Source organism: [Zimmermannella] alba NBRC 15616 (assembly GCF_001570905.1).
Classification (GTDB): Bacteria; Actinomycetota; Actinomycetes; order Actinomycetales; family Microbacteriaceae; genus Pseudoclavibacter; species Pseudoclavibacter albus.
Map to the genome: position 1 here is coordinate 79,704 of NZ_BCSO01000004.1, position 16,258 is coordinate 95,961.

At 63.5% G+C, this 16,258-nt stretch carries 15 protein-coding genes; all 15 read right to left on the reverse strand.

Annotated elements, in window-relative coordinates; all coding sequences use genetic code 11:
- Positions 1-245 precede the first annotated feature (245 nt).
- The 15 genes from ZAL01S_RS04675 to rpoC all read right to left on the reverse strand — a co-directional run bounded on the left by ZAL01S_RS04675 (position 246) and on the right by rpoC (position 16,254).
- The gene (locus tag ZAL01S_RS04675) at positions 246-755 is read right to left on the reverse strand and encodes a hypothetical protein (RefSeq protein ID WP_066080454.1); all 510 of its coding nucleotides are present in this window, start codon (positions 753-755) and stop codon (positions 246-248) included.
- Entirely contained in the window at positions 752-1,228 is a 477-nt protein-coding gene (locus ZAL01S_RS04680) for a hypothetical protein (protein ID WP_159421583.1), read from the reverse strand. Before ZAL01S_RS04680 ends, ZAL01S_RS04675 begins: the two co-directional genes overlap by 4 nt.
- Positions 1,225-2,799 (reverse strand): DUF4199 domain-containing protein, encoded by a 1,575-nt coding sequence (locus ZAL01S_RS04685; RefSeq protein ID WP_066080459.1) that lies wholly within the window; start codon positions 2,797-2,799, stop codon positions 1,225-1,227. The genes ZAL01S_RS04680 and ZAL01S_RS04685 overlap by 4 nt, the downstream gene beginning before the upstream one ends.
- 498 nt (positions 2,800-3,297) lie before the next feature.
- Positions 3,298-3,597 (reverse strand): hypothetical protein, encoded by a 300-nt coding sequence (locus ZAL01S_RS04690; protein WP_066080462.1) that lies wholly within the window; start codon positions 3,595-3,597, stop codon positions 3,298-3,300.
- 51 nt (positions 3,598-3,648) lie between these two features.
- Entirely contained in the window at positions 3,649-3,846 is a 198-nt protein-coding gene (locus ZAL01S_RS04695; protein ID WP_066080465.1) for a hypothetical protein, read from the reverse strand.
- Positions 3,847-3,951: 105 nt separating this feature from the next.
- Positions 3,952-4,695, reverse strand: a complete 744-nt coding sequence (locus ZAL01S_RS04700) for a hypothetical protein (RefSeq protein ID WP_066080467.1) — start codon at positions 4,693-4,695, stop codon at positions 3,952-3,954.
- Positions 4,692-5,381, reverse strand: a complete 690-nt coding sequence (locus ZAL01S_RS04705) for a hypothetical protein (protein ID WP_159421584.1) — start codon at positions 5,379-5,381, stop codon at positions 4,692-4,694. Before ZAL01S_RS04705 ends, ZAL01S_RS04700 begins: the two co-directional genes overlap by 4 nt.
- Positions 5,382-5,483: 102 nt before the next feature.
- A complete protein-coding gene (locus ZAL01S_RS04710; protein WP_159421585.1) occupies positions 5,484-6,716 on the reverse strand; it encodes a hypothetical protein in 1,233 nt (410 codons plus the stop codon).
- Between the two features lie 305 nt (positions 6,717-7,021).
- Positions 7,022-7,735, reverse strand: a complete 714-nt coding sequence (locus ZAL01S_RS04715) for a hypothetical protein (protein ID WP_159421586.1) — start codon at positions 7,733-7,735, stop codon at positions 7,022-7,024.
- The gene (locus ZAL01S_RS04720) at positions 7,732-8,469 is read right to left on the reverse strand and encodes a hypothetical protein (RefSeq protein ID WP_066080480.1); all 738 of its coding nucleotides are present in this window, start codon (positions 8,467-8,469) and stop codon (positions 7,732-7,734) included. Before ZAL01S_RS04720 ends, ZAL01S_RS04715 begins: the two co-directional genes overlap by 4 nt.
- 59 nt (positions 8,470-8,528) lie before the next feature.
- Positions 8,529-9,614: a hypothetical protein gene (locus ZAL01S_RS04725; RefSeq protein ID WP_159421587.1), complete on the reverse strand. Its 1,086-nt coding sequence runs from the start codon at positions 9,612-9,614 to the stop codon at positions 8,529-8,531.
- A 122-nt stretch (positions 9,615-9,736) separates the two neighbouring features.
- A complete protein-coding gene (locus ZAL01S_RS04730) occupies positions 9,737-10,312 on the reverse strand; it encodes a hypothetical protein (protein ID WP_066080486.1) in 576 nt (191 codons plus the stop codon).
- Positions 10,313-10,398: 86 nt separating this feature from the next.
- The gene (locus ZAL01S_RS04735; protein ID WP_066080488.1) at positions 10,399-11,145 is read right to left on the reverse strand and encodes a hypothetical protein; all 747 of its coding nucleotides are present in this window, start codon (positions 11,143-11,145) and stop codon (positions 10,399-10,401) included.
- 45 nt (positions 11,146-11,190) lie between these two features.
- Complete coding sequence (locus tag ZAL01S_RS04740) at positions 11,191-12,216, reverse strand: hypothetical protein (protein WP_066080491.1); 1,026 nt, start codon at positions 12,214-12,216, stop codon at positions 11,191-11,193.
- A gap of 144 nt (positions 12,217-12,360) precedes the next feature.
- Positions 12,361-16,254, reverse strand: a complete 3,894-nt coding sequence (gene rpoC, locus ZAL01S_RS04745; RefSeq protein ID WP_066080494.1) for a DNA-directed RNA polymerase subunit beta' — start codon at positions 16,252-16,254, stop codon at positions 12,361-12,363.
- Positions 16,255-16,258 lie beyond the last annotated feature (4 nt).

Sequence of the window (16,258 nt, forward strand, 5' to 3'; positions counted from 1 at the left end):
CCTGGTTGTGTATTGCTCGGATTCGGGGAGGCTTGCTCCCGGAAGCACGTTCTGCTTCCCATAACCCACCGGCAATACCTACAAGCTTGTATCGCTGGTCGGCGGAGTGGGCACCGGCAGTGCGGTGGACCTCACTCTTCCTCGGCGTTTGCCCGGGAGCGTTTCCGCTCGGGCGTGTTCGCTCGGGAAATTGGCGCGCGAAAAAGTGCGCACTGACGAATCCTAACCGCGGATCTTCGACACGGTCAAGCGCGGGACGCGCCGGGGCCTCGAGCGATGAGGACGCGGGCGATGAGAAGGATCGGTGCGGCGGCAATCGGAATCACCGGAGCGAAGTCTTGGAGGCCGAGACCGACCGCAGTGCCGAGCGCTCCCCCAAGGTCTCCCGGCCCCGGCGCGATCATCGCGACGAGCCCAACAACGGCACCGAACACGAGCCAGACAAACCCAGCACCAGCGATCGCGGCACCGAACTGGCGCGACGGCTCTGCCCGATCTCGGCGGATACCCGTGTAACGCGGGACACCGACAAGGATCGCGACGAGCAGGATCGCGACGGTTGTCGCGATCGGGTACATGAAGCGCGAGTGACCCTCGGGAACGACATCCCGCTCGAGGAAGAGCGAGAGGAAGCCCCACGTGGTGAACACGAGCGCGAGGTAAGCCATGGCCGCACCGGCCGCCCATCCGATCGCGCCGCCCATGCGGTCGTGGTCGTGGTCGCCAGCGGTGGCTTCGCCAGGCGCAGGACTCACGACGCGCTCACACGGAGGGAGTCAACGATCCCGCGGATCTCCTCCCCCACGCCATCCTGCTGCAGCTTCGTGAAAGTGCCAATGACCGTGATGGCATCCGTCATGCCGCGGTGACGTACGATCTGCTGGCGGTAGCGCACGAGCATCGTGCCGTGCTGCGGATGACGCTGTTCAGCACCGAGACTCAGACCTTCGGCATCGCGTGAGCTGTCGAGCTCTTTGCCGCGGGCGGCCTGGATTCGCTGCCGAAGCACCTGCTCGGCGTCGTCGTCAGAGATCTCACCCGGCCAGCGTTCGATGGTCACGAGCACGTTGGGTGCAAAACCGCCGGTGCTCACGCGGTGCTTGACGCCCATGACGGCGCCTGCCCACACGAAGGATTCCCATCCCTCGGGCACATCGAGGCTCACGCTCGGCAGCGAGGGGAATTCCTCTCCCGGCATACTGAGTCGTCGCGCAGCGGCGGTGCTCATCGAGCTTGCACCTCACTGTCAGCAACATCGCGCTTCGCCTCGATGCGTGCAGCTTCACGGTCTGCGAGGGCGCGCTCGTAGTCGCTCGTGGCGGTGCGGTGCTTCTTCGTGAGGCGGCGGCCGCGGAGGGCTGCGAAGCCACCAACCCAGGTGAAGATTTCGCGGCCAAGGATGAAGGCGATGAGGATCGGCGCGAGGTGCTCAGGCTTCAGGAGTGCGTCCTGGAAAGCTCCGAAGTTCCACGTACCGGTGTTGATGCCCTGCTGCACGAGGTAGCCGAAGGGGTAGGCCGCGGCCGTTGCAAGACCCGCGAGCAGACCGCCAATGATGTACGACCACCATCCGGCGCGGTTCACGATGAGCGCCCAGAGGATGCCAAAGAGGAAGAACACGGCAACCGGCATCCAGAACTCGGCGCTCGGGATGAAGCTCATCACCGTGCCCATGAGGTCATCCTGCGGAGTGTAGAGACGACGGTAGAGCGCGATCACCGCAGTGTAAGCGGCACCGAGGATGAGCGTCGAGAAGAATGCAATGAGTATGCCGAAGCCACGGTTGCTGCGCTTTGCGGGCTTCTCAAGCGGCTCGTCATCCTCCTGCACCGAGAGCGGCGCGAAGGCTGTGCCGTCGTCGCGGTGGGCTGCGGCGCGGTCACTGCGGGTGCGGTCGATCTCGACGGTGCGGCGGCGGTGTTCCTCGTGGGTGTCGGGTCCTTCGACGGCGTCGGCGTCGGCGTCGGCGAGTCCATCGTGACTGCGGTGTGCGGCGGCCGCTGCGGCAATGGCTGCGGCGCCTCCGGCTGCGGTGCCCGCGACAACGCCAGCGTGGCTGCCATCCGCGACGGTCTCGTCCGTTGCGACAGCATCCTGCTGTTCGTGTTCCGCAACAGCTTCGGCGCGGAGGTCATCAGCAAGGCTCGGCTCGCCTTCCGCCTCGGCCTGAGGCGCGGCGGCGGGCTTCGGAGCGTACGCTGCGTCGGCGGTGTCGTCGATGCCGTCGAGCTCGTCGTCCCCGCGGTCTCGCCCACTGTGCTCAGCGCGGAGCGCAGCAAGCTGTTCCGGGTCCATGGCAACCGTGGGCTCGCCCTCAAAGTCGTCCTGCTCGGCGGGCTCGTGCTGCGCGGCCTGAGTCGCATCGTCGTGAGCCTCGGCTGCGGGGGCAGCTGCAGGCATCGCGAAGGCATCCGCTTCCGCGCCGCGGTCGATGTCGTCGAGCGATTCGGCGCGTGTGCCCTGTTCCGCAGCGTATGCATCGCGCACATCGTCGAGGCTGCGCGTCGAGTTCACGCCCTGGTCGGGGTCAATCGTGCGACTGCGAGCGACAGCGTGTGCGAGGCGGTCATCCTGCGCGGCGTCCTGCTGCTCACCTGCCATCGCGTCGTGCGCCTGCGCGAGATCGGCGTCGCGTACCTCGCCCATGCGCTCGGGCGCTGCGGGGGCAGCTTCCGCGGTGGGTTCGCCGAAGTCGGCCATCGGAGCCGGAGCCTGCTGCTCGTTGATTCGAGGCGCTGGCACGTCGGTATCCTGCGGGCCGTCGTCGAAGGGGAAACGGTTCTGGGGATCGCCGGTCATGTTTGTCACCCTAGGGCCAGCGCCGGGTGTTCCCCGGAGGACAGGCCGAACGAGCCCCGAAGGCGCCCTGTTCTCGGGGCATTTTCAGGCCGGGTGGAGCCGGGCGTCAGCTGCGGCTTGGACTGCGTCGAGTGTTCGTCACCCTACGTCTGCACTGCGGCGCTCAGCGTCGAGCAGCGCCTCGAGGCGTGCTTCGAGCGCACGGGCGATCGCGTCGTGCGCCTTGAAACGTTCTGCGTCGATACACATCTACATGACGCCGTCGACCTCGCGTGCAGTGATCACCTTGGCTTCGCTCGCCGTCGACGAGCCGTCGCCGAATTCCTCTGCAATCGCCCGAAGTTCGTCGGTGTGTGCACCGAACATGCCCGTGGCCGTCCTCCGAAACCCTTCACTCACCCGGTATTGCTGCCAGGTTGGACCGAACGTGAGCGGATGTCAGCGGGAAGGAGTACCCATGGTGAGCGACGTGCCGCGATCCATCAGACCAGGCTCTCACTACCGAGGCAGTGGCCGCCCTCGGTCATCGAGCCCCCTCGCACGAAGGTAACGCCTGGTACGAATGCCAGTTCGGACGCCGAGGATCGAATTCACGACGAACAGGAGCGTGATCGCTGCGTACACAACCGGCTGCCAAGGATCTGCAGCCGCATCCGCGAGTGATTGCGCGATGAAGTAACCTCCGACGAACACTGCGGCCACTCCGATGGCCACAGATACCCAGATCAGAGTTCCTGGCGGCGTGTCGTTGTCGAGCGAACGGCCTTGCTCGTCTTCAGTCGGCCACGGCTGCGTCATCTCGTCCTCCTCCGCACTCGTGAGCTGCCGAGCGCTTGCTCGCGAGCGGCGTCATTCGGCGTCGTCGTCCAGTGCCGTGAGGTCGTCGAGGCGCTCCTCGAGGTCGTCGTCTGTGTAGACCGCATCAACGACCTGGAGATCATCGGTGATGTGCTTCGACTCGGCGATTTGGTAGCAGCGTTCACCGTCTCCATCGGCATCCTGCGGGCCGTCGTCGAAGGGGAAACGGTTTTGGGGATCGCCGGTCATGTTCGTCACCCTAGGGGCCAGCACCGGGTGTTCCCCGGAGGACAGGCCGAACGAGCCCCGAAGGCGCCCTGTTCACGGGGCATTTTCAGGCCCTAGGAGTTCAGATCAGACGCGACGTGCCTGCTTGATCGTTGACACGATGTAGTCATGCAGTTCCGCGTCGGCAAGCTCGCTCGCTTGCTGTTCGCCGTCACGGAGTATCCGGAGCACTCCATTGCGGCCGCGAAGGAATGATCGCGTGATGACGTCGACGCTTGGGTCGCTGATATCGAGCGCGATGGTGCGCGTGTCCTCCGCTCCATCGAGCATCCGCTTCACGGCTGGCACGATGACCGCTGCAACCGGTCGTGCGCCATCCTCGAAGGCGGTGACCATACGAGCACCTGTCGGTAGTGCAATCACCCAGATGGTGTAGCCACTCGCAAGCAGGAAACAGTGGTCCTCTGCAGCCTGGTCACCTTCAATCGCCGCAACGCGCACAATGCAGCGGGCGTCCATGGCTGCGTGAGCGACCGCCAGTGCGGGTCCAGCAGGCTCCGGGATCTCTTCTTCGTTGAGTTCGAGGTCACCGAGGTCGGGATCGATGTCGAGCATGTCTCGAGCGGCGAGCGCGGCGAGCGCCGAGAAAAGGAGCGCTCCGCTGGCCTCGTCGAGGTTGAGACCGGCACGGTGCACGATCGTGTCTCCGTAGTCGCTCCAGGCTGCGAGCAGCCAAGCAAACTCGGCGACACCGAATCCGACGAAGCCGTCATCGCTCTGGGGACCGTTGAAGAGGGCGGCGAGATCAGCGCTGTCGCCGGGGTAGACGTTGCTCGGCTGGTCAGCTGCGGGTCCGAATGCACTGGTCATGCCTGGTCCTCCTGGTTGCCGTCGACATTCGCATCCGCATCATCTCGGCTGAGCAGTTCATCGATCAGGTCCATGAATTGGTCGTCGTTGAGCGGCTCAGCCGCCGTCATCTCGAGGTTCACTTCGTTGCCAGTCACGTGTGACTCGAGCTCGTGCTTCGCGAATCCCTGGGGCGTCTTCACGAGCCGGAACGCTCGGGCGTGCCCGTCCGCGAAGCGTTCGCTAGCGATCGTGATGGGGCTTCCGTCGCCTGCCTCAAACAGCTGCGAAATCACCTCATCAAGTGCGGCCGAAGGATCCCCCGTGCCAACAACGCCAAAGGCGAACGAACCATAGGGATGACGTGTCACCGCGAGAAGCGCCTGGTCGCCGGCGAGCACCATGAAGCCCGGGCCTGCAGACTCAGCCTCGGGCATGATCACCACTCCATGGTGTGCATCCGCGAGGAGGAGGCTCACAGCAAGCGCTGCCCCGGTGGGAGCGAGGTGCTCGCCCTGCGTCCCGACCATGCCACGCGCAGTGAGTGTGGAAAGGCCGTACTGACGGATAGGGAGCGTGTCGAACTCACTCGCAATACCAATGGCTGACAGCACCCGCTCACGAATGTCATCGGCGATCGGCACGGCAAGGGCCAACACTTCTGGCGCTCCGAAACGATCAAAATCGTTCTGCGTCGAAACAGTCATCGGCACCATCTTTCATGTCGAGCCGCAACGCTCACCTCGCGGGCAAGACGATGCCCCTTGCTTGTACCGCACACGGGTGTCCCGTGCGTGAACTGCAGCGCGCTACCACCCAATCTTCGGGAGCGGCGGGACCCAGCTGGACACTTCATCGGCGATGTTCTGTGCACCCTCGGCGATGTCGCCAGCGACGTCCTTCGCTCCCTCAGCGAGGTCTCCAGCGACTTGCTTGGCACCTTCAGCAACATCATTGGCGACTTGCTTGGTGCCTTCCCAAGTATCGCTCGCGACCTGCTTCGTACCCTCCCACACGTCACCAGCAACCTGCTTCGTACCCTCCCAAGCATCGCTCGCGACCTGCTTCGTACCCTCCCAGACATCGCCAGCAACCTGCTTCGTGCCTTCCCACAGCTGGCCGGCCTTCTCGGCGATCCATTCGCGGTTGTCATACAGGAACAGGCCAGTGCTCGCCGTGGCACAGCCAATGCCGACTGGCCCGGGGACCATGCTGCCGATGCCCAGAGCACCCTTCAGGGTCGAGTAGAGGCCACCCGCGTTGTCTCCGGTGCGGAACTTGTTAAATGCGTCGTACCCGTCGAACGCAACACCAAGAAGGCCGAGCGTCTTGCCGAAGGCACGGTTGGTCTTCCCGAAGAGTCCCTCTTGCAAGCCCTGCGAGATTCCGAACTTGTCGGTGAGGAAATTCGACCACTTCTGCGAGAGGTTCGGCAGCGGCCATCCCTTCGGCGGGTTGAGCTGGAGAAGGTCACCCAGCCGCCGGCTCCACTTGTGGAGACGGCTTGATTCGGTAAGGGCCTCTTCAAAGGCGCGCATCGCCTTCCAGCCACCGCCCCAGAGGCCATGGCCTCCCTTGAGCATTTCAGCGAACTCGATGAAGGTGCGCGGCATCTTAATGAGCTTCACAAGGTCCTTGTGACCCTTGTAGAGCTTGTAGAGCCAAGAATCCTTGTAGTCGTCCCAGGAGGGCTGCTTCTGATTCTGGTCGTTCTGGCCAGTCTGGTTCTGCCCGTTCTGGCCGTTTTGGTTGCTGCTGTTGCTACCACCGCGACCATCGGAACACTCGTCCTGCTCATCGGCTTGACGGACAAGGTCTGCGTCGAGCTGTGCGAGCTTGATGGAAAGGTTCTTGATCATTGGCGCGACAGCCGTCGCGTAGTGCATCTTGAAACGTTCTGCGTCGATGCCCATCCAGATAACGCCATCAACCTCGGTCGCCGTGGTGACCTTAGCTTCGGTCGTCGTCGCTGAGCCGTCACCAAAGTCCCCTGCAAGTGCGCGCAGCTCGTCGGTATTCGCACCGAACATGCCAGTTGCCATCCCCCGAAACCCTTCACTCACCCGGTATTGCTGCCAGGTTAGGCCGACCGTGAGCGGATGTCAGTGGGAAGGAGTACCCATGTGCTTCCCCGATATTCCGGGGAAGTCACCGTTTGCGCTGGTCGCGACAACAATCCCCGCAATCGCATTACGAGACCGCGTCCGGAATTTCCTGGCGCAGACTCGCGACGGCACCATTTCGCGAGCGAAATCTTCACTGTTGTGGCGGGATGACGTCCAGATTGCGTTTGCACACAGCTGTGCAGTGTCGCGAAGTACTGCGGTCTCTCGCTACCCAGCCGAAACTACGCGTTCAGAGAGGCTTCAAACTCGTCCAGCATTCCGGCTGTGCGGTCAGCCACCGCACCCTTGGAGTGGGTTCCGGCGAGCATCTCGGGCGCCGCATCGCCGTGCTGCGTCGCGAGCTGGTATTCACCCTCCCCAGCGCTGCGGACGTACAACGTTGACGTCGCAGCATCATCCGCGCTGAGGAACTCGATCGACACCGAGGCATCCTGAACCTGCGCGAGCGACGATTCCGTCAGCTGCTGCAGCACCGAAGCGAGCTCCGCCCCTCGAGGCCACGGAGCAATCGTGCGTTCACGAAGCGGCCCGGCAATAGCCGCGAGCGAGAAGTCTTCCGCGAGCGTGATGAAGGTTTCGCTCACCATGCGATCCTTGGTCGAAATCATGTGGCGAATCCATCCGCGAGCATTGCTGGCGGCGTAAAAGGTGACCATTGCCGGCCCGACAGGCTCCGGCATTGTTTCTTCATCCTCGAGGTGATCGAACACCTCGGTAATACGCTCTGGTTGCGGGCCCGTCTCACGCAACAGGCCACGAGCACTGAGGTTCGACATCGCGAAGGCGAAACCCTCATCGCCAAATTCAGTGACGTCGATCCCTGCCAGCTGCAGCGTGCGCGGCGACGTGCCCAAGCCCGAGCCGATGAGCCATGCATACTCACCCACGCCGAGACGAAGCGGTCCGCCGGAGAACACTTCTGCGAGATCCATCACTGTTCCTCCTGCTTCACAGCCGCCTCCGCCGATTCGACATCGCCCTGATCGTCGTCAGCCTCAGCTGCCTGCAACGCACCGAGCTCGAGCATCTCCTCGAGCAGTTCAGGAAACTCATCCGCGGTGAGGGGGGATGCTTCAACCTGACCTTCGGCATCCGCGTGGAGCATGTAGTACCCCTCGCCAGATTCATCGTTCATGAGGTTCAGGACGCCGAGCTCCTCAGCTCCAAGAGACTGCACCGTCACCTGAACAGGGAGCTCACCGCTCTCGCTGAGAATCTCATCAAGCGCTTCCGCCAGCGCTTCGGGGATGCTCTCGCCGACGAGCTGAGCGATCTGCACGACCTTGCGGGGGCGACGAGTCATGATCAGCGCGTGCTCTTCAGAGACCAGTACGACGAACGATTCACTCACCGTCGGATCAGGAACCACATAGAGCGCATGCTTCACGTTGTGGAGCACTTCACTCACGAGCACAGCCGGGCCCGCTGGCAAGAGCATGGCGTCCTCGCCAAGCTCGATCATCTCTCGCGCAGCAAGGCTTGAAAACCCGAGGTGGTGAGCAGTCTGGGTGTGCCATTCAGGAATGAAACCGAAGGCCTCCATCCAGAGAGACTGTTCGGCATCTCCGGCTCGTGCGCCAAGTGCGAGGAGCTCCGCGGCACCAAACCCCATGTACGGGGTCTCGTTCTGACCGCCGAGCGGGGTTCCGCTCTGTGCGACTGTCGTCATGTCGTTTCCCTTTCCCGGTTCAGCACAATGTATCGCTCCGGGTTAACGGGAAATTCGAACTAGCCCCAGGGCCACTTGCCCTTCGAGACGTTGTCGAATCCGGTCGAAATTGCGTTGCCGATGGCCTCACGGTTCTCGTACACGGTCATACCGATGCTGCCAGCCGCGCAGACGACGCCGACGGGCCCCGGCACGAACGAACCAGCGGCAAGGACGGTTTGGGCACCGTTCCAGGCAGCGCTCTTGTAGTCGCCGTTGTTCAGCGCACCCACGGTCTCGACACCGTTCACGGCGAGGTCAACAACGCCAAGACCCTTACCGAGACCACGACCAGCCTTGCCGGTAAAGCTCTCGATGGCATCCTGGCCAATGCCAACCTTGTTCAGGCCAGACTCAAGCCACTGCGAGGGACCGGTCGAGGGGAACTTGGCGAGGACATCGCGTGCACCCTGCGGAAGCGCGTCCACGGCGCTCTTGAAGATCTGCGCGTCGTTGCCGAAGACGTTGAGGATGCCGGCCTTCCAGTTGCCCTGGAGGGTGTCGCCGAGCGCACGGAACGACTGGTAGGTGTAGCCGAAGGGGAACTTGAGTGCCTTGGCGGCGTCTTCGAGGCCACCGACACCCGTGTGCTTGGCCCAATCCCAGAACTTGACGCCGTTACCCGGACGCCAGCCGTTGAGCCAGTCGAGGCCCAGCTTGTTCCACTGGGTTGCCATCGTGAGGAGTTCGAGCGCGGTTCGCGGTGCCTTCACGAGGGCAAGGATCGGCTTGTAGATGTTGCGGTAGCCGTCCCAGATGCCCTTGAGAGCGTTCACGACGCCGTTGAAGAGCTTGTTGAAGAGGTTGTTCAGGAAGCCACCGCCACCCGAGCCACCGGCCTGCGACGCTTCGGTCTGGTCCTGCGCCTGCTGCTGGAGTCGGCCGTCCACTTCTTCGAGGACGCCCGTGAGCGTGCTGAGCTGGGTGCAGACGGTGGCCTGGTAATCGGCCTTGAAGATCGTCGCGTCGATACCGAACCAGATCACACCCTGAACTGCTGAGCCCGAGGTCGTTTCAGCGACCGTGACCGTGCCCCCCGCCAGACCAAATTCATTGCCGACGGCGTCGAGTTCTTCCGGATTCGCTCCGAACATTCCAGTGGCCATTGGGCGCGTTCCCCTCGCTGATTCAAACCCTCTGTAAGCACTGCCAATGCTACGGAGAGGCACCGGTTTTGTCTGTGGGGAGAACTCCCCATGGAACTTCGGGAACAGTTCTAGATCTTGGCCTATGGCAAGCGAGAGTCACGCCATTCCGGCACACCCGCCTGACGACCGTGACGACGGTCCCACTCGAGGGCTCGAGAGCAGCGCACCCCAGCCTGAACCACCAAGAAGATGAGCAAGGCGCCGATGGCCAGCATTGTTGCCGCCATCAGCCAGTTTCCGGCACCGAGCGCAACGAAGAGTAGCCACGTCAGGATGGCCACCATGATCGGTGCCGTCACGAGAGCGACCACGAGCTGGGCGCGCGGATTCTCGCTGCGGTGCGCCATCGTCTGGCCTCGCTCGTTCTGCTTCGGGCGGTGCTGCATCGGCGGCGCGTATTCGTCGGGGAGGTAATGGTGCGGCCCACGGGAACGATTCCCGCTCACGACCCACAGCGGAAATCCGATGAGCAATAGGACCAAGCCTGCCGCACCAGTTACCCACGAGGCGAGCCCCACACGGAGCGCTGCCAGGACGAGCGCAACAAGCAGGAAGACAACTGCCAGCAGCGTGATGGCCTTGCCGACGGTGCTCCGCCGAGCAGCCGAGGCACGTGCAGCAGCTTCATTGCCTGCGGGCGGGTAGCGGCGGTTCACGATGCTCTCCCAACATTGAGTCTCGAGGACGAAATGCAGGCACACCCTATGCGTTCAACACAACGTCTTGACGCACTCGCCCCAACTCACGAAGTGCGCTGCAGCACGAGCTTGCTGAGGCCGCGGTTGAGGATCGCACCATCGCAGCCGTGATGCTGAATCGGTTCGGGTGTGCGCGGGCCAGTGAACTGTGCCACTGCGAGGTCGTAGAGCTCGGCGTCCATGGCCTCGTCCTCGACATCTTCAGCCAAGCGGATGGCGAGCGTGCGAGTTGGCACATCGCCAGCATCGACGCGCTTCGCTTCAAGAGCGACGATGCCATCCTCGGCGAGCGCGAGGTGCGTGTCGACGAGCTCGCGGAGCATCTCAACCATCGGCATTGAGCCATCCACAACGCTCAACTGGTAGGAATCGAGCTGGCCGCGTTCGAGGAGTAGCGCACCCTCAGCGCACTCGATGACGATCACGCCATTCCGCTCGACATCTTCATCAAGCATCGAAGCGGCAAGCCAGTTGAGGGCATCCCGGACGACGTAGACCACCGCAAGGCCTGCGTACTGCGGCAGGTAGCGGCCGTCATCTTCGAGCTTCAAAAGTCCCCGAGCGCACAGGGACGACGCCGCGAGACTCTGACACCTGGCGTCGGCAGCGAGCTCATGCAGCCCGAGCAGTTCGAGCACACGCCGCGAAGCCGGGGTGCCAACCATGCTCACGAGCAGGGCGAGTTCTCCCCCACCGAGGCCAACAAAGGCGGCATTGCGCTCTGGCTCGAGCGTGAACGCGGGCGTCTGCTCACCCTGCGGCGCATCCCCGTGGGCCTGCTGCATCGTCATCTCGCATCTCCTTCACCGGGGAGTCCCGCGCCCGGCGGCGTGAGCCTACCGAGCCGAGGTTGCCGACTTGTTGCGCTTGAATGCCTTCGCAGCCGTCACACCGGTTGCGGCCGCAGCACCGGCAAGACCGAGCGCACCGATGGCAAGCAACAGCGGCGGCATCTGCTGGCCCGAGCCCGCAACCGAACCACCGAAGGCCGAGACACCGTCACCAAGTGCACGGCCCGAGCCGCCCATACCGCCCGAGGCGAGCTGCGTCATGAGACCAGCGCCGGGGGCCGGCAGCTTCGCCGCTTCGCCCGTGGAAGCGCTGCCGCCCTTCCAGTCGGAGGGAACAGCACCGCCACCACCGCTGTTCGCGCCGCCGGATGACTGGCGCTCTTCCTTCGGCTCGAAGGGGTAGTTGTCCGGGTACTTCTCTGGCTCAATGAACTCAAGATGCTTCGGCGCCTTCGGTTTCTCGAGACGCTCCGTGTTCGGCTCCGGCGAGTGCATGAGATCTGCGAGCGCAGCGAGGAGGGCGAGCGCGCCGCGACCGATGAGGGATGCCGGACCAAAGAGCAGCGCGTAGGCGCCAAGGATCCTCGCGAGGGTGGCGATGCCGTCAAAACCGTCGAGTGCGAATGCACCCATCGCGAGTTCGAACGCACGCTCGCGAGCGTTGTCCTTCACCATCTCCATGGCGGCACGACCGACCAGCGGGCCGCCAATCCCGAGCGCGAGGGAACCAAGGGTGCCTTCGACACCGGTCGCGAAGCTGGCGCCAAGCGCTGCCATCGCAATCGCACCAAACGAGGAGAGACCCTTCGCTGCGGAGGCGTCATCCTGTTCGTTGGCCTGGTAGAAGAGGTCGCGACCACGGTCTTCGAGCTCGATCGCGAGCTGGGCGAGGTGGCGTGGGATGGGTTCGGCGTACATCTCGCGGAACGTGTCGGCGTCCTTGCCGATCCACAGGAGGTCGCCCATGACGCGGCCGGTGATCACCTGGGCGTCTTCAGCAAGACGTCCCGTGTTTCCAAACATGCTTGCAACGTCACGGAGGTCATCCGTGTTTGCACCGTACATCTGCATGAAGCGCCCCCTCTTGCACTGTCCTCGAGCAGTTTAGGGAACCAAGGTGAATTTGTCTGTGGGCAGGAGTCCCCATGATGTTTCCTCAACAACGACAGCGCGCCCCGACCCGAAGGCCGAGGCGCACTGTCAGTTCAGCGTCGACTAGCTGAAGTTGAAGTCGTCCGTCGAGAACGACTCGAAGTCGACGAAGGTGAGGCTGTTCTCGTCGAACTGCGACTCCTCGCCGAGCTGGTAGGGGTAGCGCTCGGCGCGTGCCTCTTCGGTCGGCTCGACAGCCATCTCGCGGTACTTCGAGAGACCGGTACCGGCCGTGATGAGGCGACCGATGATGACGTTCTCCTTGAGGCCAACGAGCGGGTCCTTGCGACCCTCCATCGCAGCCTGCGTGAGCACGCGAGTCGTCTCCTGGAACGAAGCAGCCGACAGCCACGACTCGGTCGCGAGCGAAGCCTTGGTGATACCCATGACTTCCTGGCGGCCCGATGCGGGCTTGCGGCCCTCAGCAACCGCCTGGCGGTTCACCGCGGCGAAGTGCTGACGGTCGACGAGCTCACCCGGGAGCATGTCGGTCTCGCCGTGGTCGATGACCGTAATCTTGCGGAGCATCTGACGGACGATGACCTCGATGTGCTTGTCGTGAATCGGCACACCCTGCGAGCGGTACACGCCCTGGACGCCGCCGACGAGGTACTTCTGCACCTCGCGAGCACCGCGAACGCGGAGCACGTCCTTCGGGTCAAGCGGGCCTTCCTGGAGCTGCTGGCCGAGCTCAACGTGCTGGTCGTCCTCAACGAGGAGATCTGCGCGCTTGAGGACCGGGTAGATCTTCTCGGCAGCTTCCTTGTCGTCGGCAGGCTTCTCGTCGAGCGTGAGGACCACCTTGCGCGACTTCTCGGTTTCCTGGATCGAGATGCGACCGGCAGCCTCAGCGAGCGGAGCAGCACCCTTCGGGGTACGTGCTTCGAAGAGCTCCTGAACACGCGGGAGACCCTGCGTAATGTCACCCGCGCTCGAAACACCACCCGAGTGGAAGGTACGCATCGTGAGCTGCGTACCCGGCTCACCAATCGACTGAGCCGCGATGATACCGACGGCCTCACCGATGTCGGCGAGCTTGCCCGAAGCAAGCGAACGGCCGTAGCACATGGCGCACACACCGACGGCCGACTCACAGGTGAGGACCGAGCGGACCTTGACCTGCGTCACACCGGCAGCGATGAGCTGGTCGATGACAACGTCACCCACGTCGGTACCGGCCGGGGCGATGACGTTGCCGTCAGCGTCCTTCGCGTCAACCGCGAGGTTACGTGCGTAGACCGAGTTCTCGACGTTCTCGTCGCGGACGAGCTCGCCGGTTGCCTCGTCGACCGCCGCAATCGGCATGTCAAGGCCGCGGCTGGTGCCACAGTCTTCCTCGCGGATGATGACGTCCTGCGAGACGTCCACGAGACGACGCGTGAGGTAACCCGAGTCAGCAGTACGGAGAGCCGTGTCAGCAAGACCCTTACGAGCACCGTGCGTCGAGATGAAGTACTCGGCCACGGTGAGGCCTTCACGGTACGAGTGGACGATCGGGCGCGGGATGGTTTCACCCTTCGGGTTTGCCACAAGACCACGCATACCGGCGACCTGGCGGACCTGCAGCCAGTTACCGTTTGCACCAGCCGTCACCATGCGGTGAATCGAGTTGGTCTCCGGGAACTCGGCCTGCATTTCCTCGGCCACGCGAGCCGTTGCGGCTTCCCACTTCTTGATGACCTCGGCGCGGTATTCCTGCTCGGAGATCGCACCAACGACCTGCCATTCTTCGCGAAGCTCAGCAACCTCAGCTTCGGTGGAGGCAACGATGGCCTTCTTCGAGTCGGGCGTGACGATGTCCGAGAGCGCGAGCGAGATACCCGAACGCGTGGCCCAGTAGAAACCGGCGTCCTTGATCTTGTCGAGCGTGGCGGCAACCTCGTCCTTGTTATAACGCTCAGCGAGGTAGTTCACGACGCCCGAGAGGCGGCCCTTGGTCATCGTCTCTTCGACGTACGGGTACGTCGCCGGGAGCAGCTCGTTGAAGAGCGCGCGACCGAGCGTGGTCTCCACGAGCACCGGGCCTGCACCGGCGTAGTTCTCGGGGGCCTTGCCGTCGGCGAACACCGGGTCGATGAGACGGATACGGACAGGGGCGTTGAGGTGGAGCGTGTTCTGGTCGTGCGCCATGATCGCCTCGGCAACCGAGGAGAAGGCACGGCCCGCGCCCACGACGTCCTCACGCTTGAAGGTGAGGTGGTAGAGACCAGCAACCATGTCCTGCGAGGGCAGGGTCACCGGGCGACCGTCCGAGGGCTTGAGGATGTTGTTCGAGGCGAGCATGAGCACGCGAGCCTCGGCCTGAGCCTCAACCGACAGCGGGAGGTGGACAGCCATCTGATCACCGTCGAAGTCAGCGTTGAACGCCGAACACACGAGCGGGTGGAGCTGGATGGCCTTACCTTCAACGAGGAGCGGCTCGAACGCCTGAATACCGAGGCGGTGGAGGGTCGGTGCACGGTTGAGGAGCACCGGACGCTCACGGATGACCTCTTCGAGGACGTCCCACACCTCAGGCTTGGCACGCTCAACCGAGCGCTTCGCAGCCTTAATGTTCGAGGCGTGACCGAGGTCGATGAGGCGCTTGATGACGTACGGCTTGAAGAGCTCGAGGGCCATCTGCTTCGGCAGACCACACTGGTGCATGCGCAGCTGCGGACCCACGACGATGACCGAACGGCCCGAGTAGTCCACTCGCTTACCGAGCAGGTTCTGACGGAATCGACCCTGCTTACCCTTGAGCATGTCCGAGAGCGACTTCAGCGCACGGTTACCGGTACCCGTCACCGGGCGGCCACGGCGGCCGTTATCGAAGAGCGCGTCAACAGCTTCCTGAAGCATGCGCTTCTCGTTGTTGACAATGATCTCCGGGGCGCCGAGGTCGAGGAGGCGACGAAGACGGTTGTTGCGGTTGATGACGCGACGGTAGAGGTCGTTGAGGTCCGAGGTCGCGAAGCGGCCACCGTCGAGCTGCACCATCGGGCGAAGCTCCGGCGGGATGACCGGGACGACATCGAGCACCATCGCAGCCGGGCTGTTGCCCGTCTGGAGGAAGGAGTTCACGACCTTGAGGCGCTTAATGGCGCGGATCTTCTTCTGGCCCTTGCCCTCGGAGATCTGCTGGCGGAGGAGCTCAGCCTCGTTCGCGAGGTCGAAGCTCTCGAGGCGCTTCTGGATCGCCTCGGCACCCATGTAGGCCTCGAAGTAGTCGCCGTAACGGTCCATGAGCTCGTGGAAGTCAGTGTCTTCCGGCTTAAGCTCGCCGACCTTGAGGTTGCGGAAGGAGTCCCACACGCGCTCGAGGCGTGCGATGTCCTCGTCGAAGCCCTTGCGGAGCTGCGACATTTCCTTCTCGCCGGCGTCCTTGACCTTGCGCTTCTGGTCGGCCTTGGCACCCTCGGACTCGAGCGTTGCGAGCTCGTCCTCGAGGCGCTTGAGGCGCGATGCGATCGCGGCGTCCTTCTGGTCGTTGAGTGTCTTCAGCTCGAGGCGAACCTCGTTCTCGAGGCCCTGAAGGTCGTCACGACGGCCCTCTTCGTCGATGCTGATGATCATGTAGGCGGCGAAGTAGATGACCTTCTCGAGGTCCTTCGGCGCCATGTCAAGGAGGTAGCCGAGGCGGCTCGGAACACCCTTGAAGTACCAGATGTGGGTCACCGGTGCGGCGAGCTCAATGTGGCCCATGCGCTCACGGCGGACCGAGGACTTCGTGACCTCGACACCACAGCGCTCACACACGATGCCCTTGAAGCGCACGCGCTTGTACTTGCCACAGGCACACTCCCAGTCACGCGAGGGACCGAAGATCTGCTCACCGAACAGACCGTCCTTCTCGGGCTTGAGGGTGCGGTAGTTAATCGTCTCCGGCTTCTTAACTTCGCCGTAAGACCAGCGACGAATGTCGTCGGCCGTCGCGAGGCCGATGCGGAGTTCGTCAAACGTAGTTGCGTCCAGCAATGCT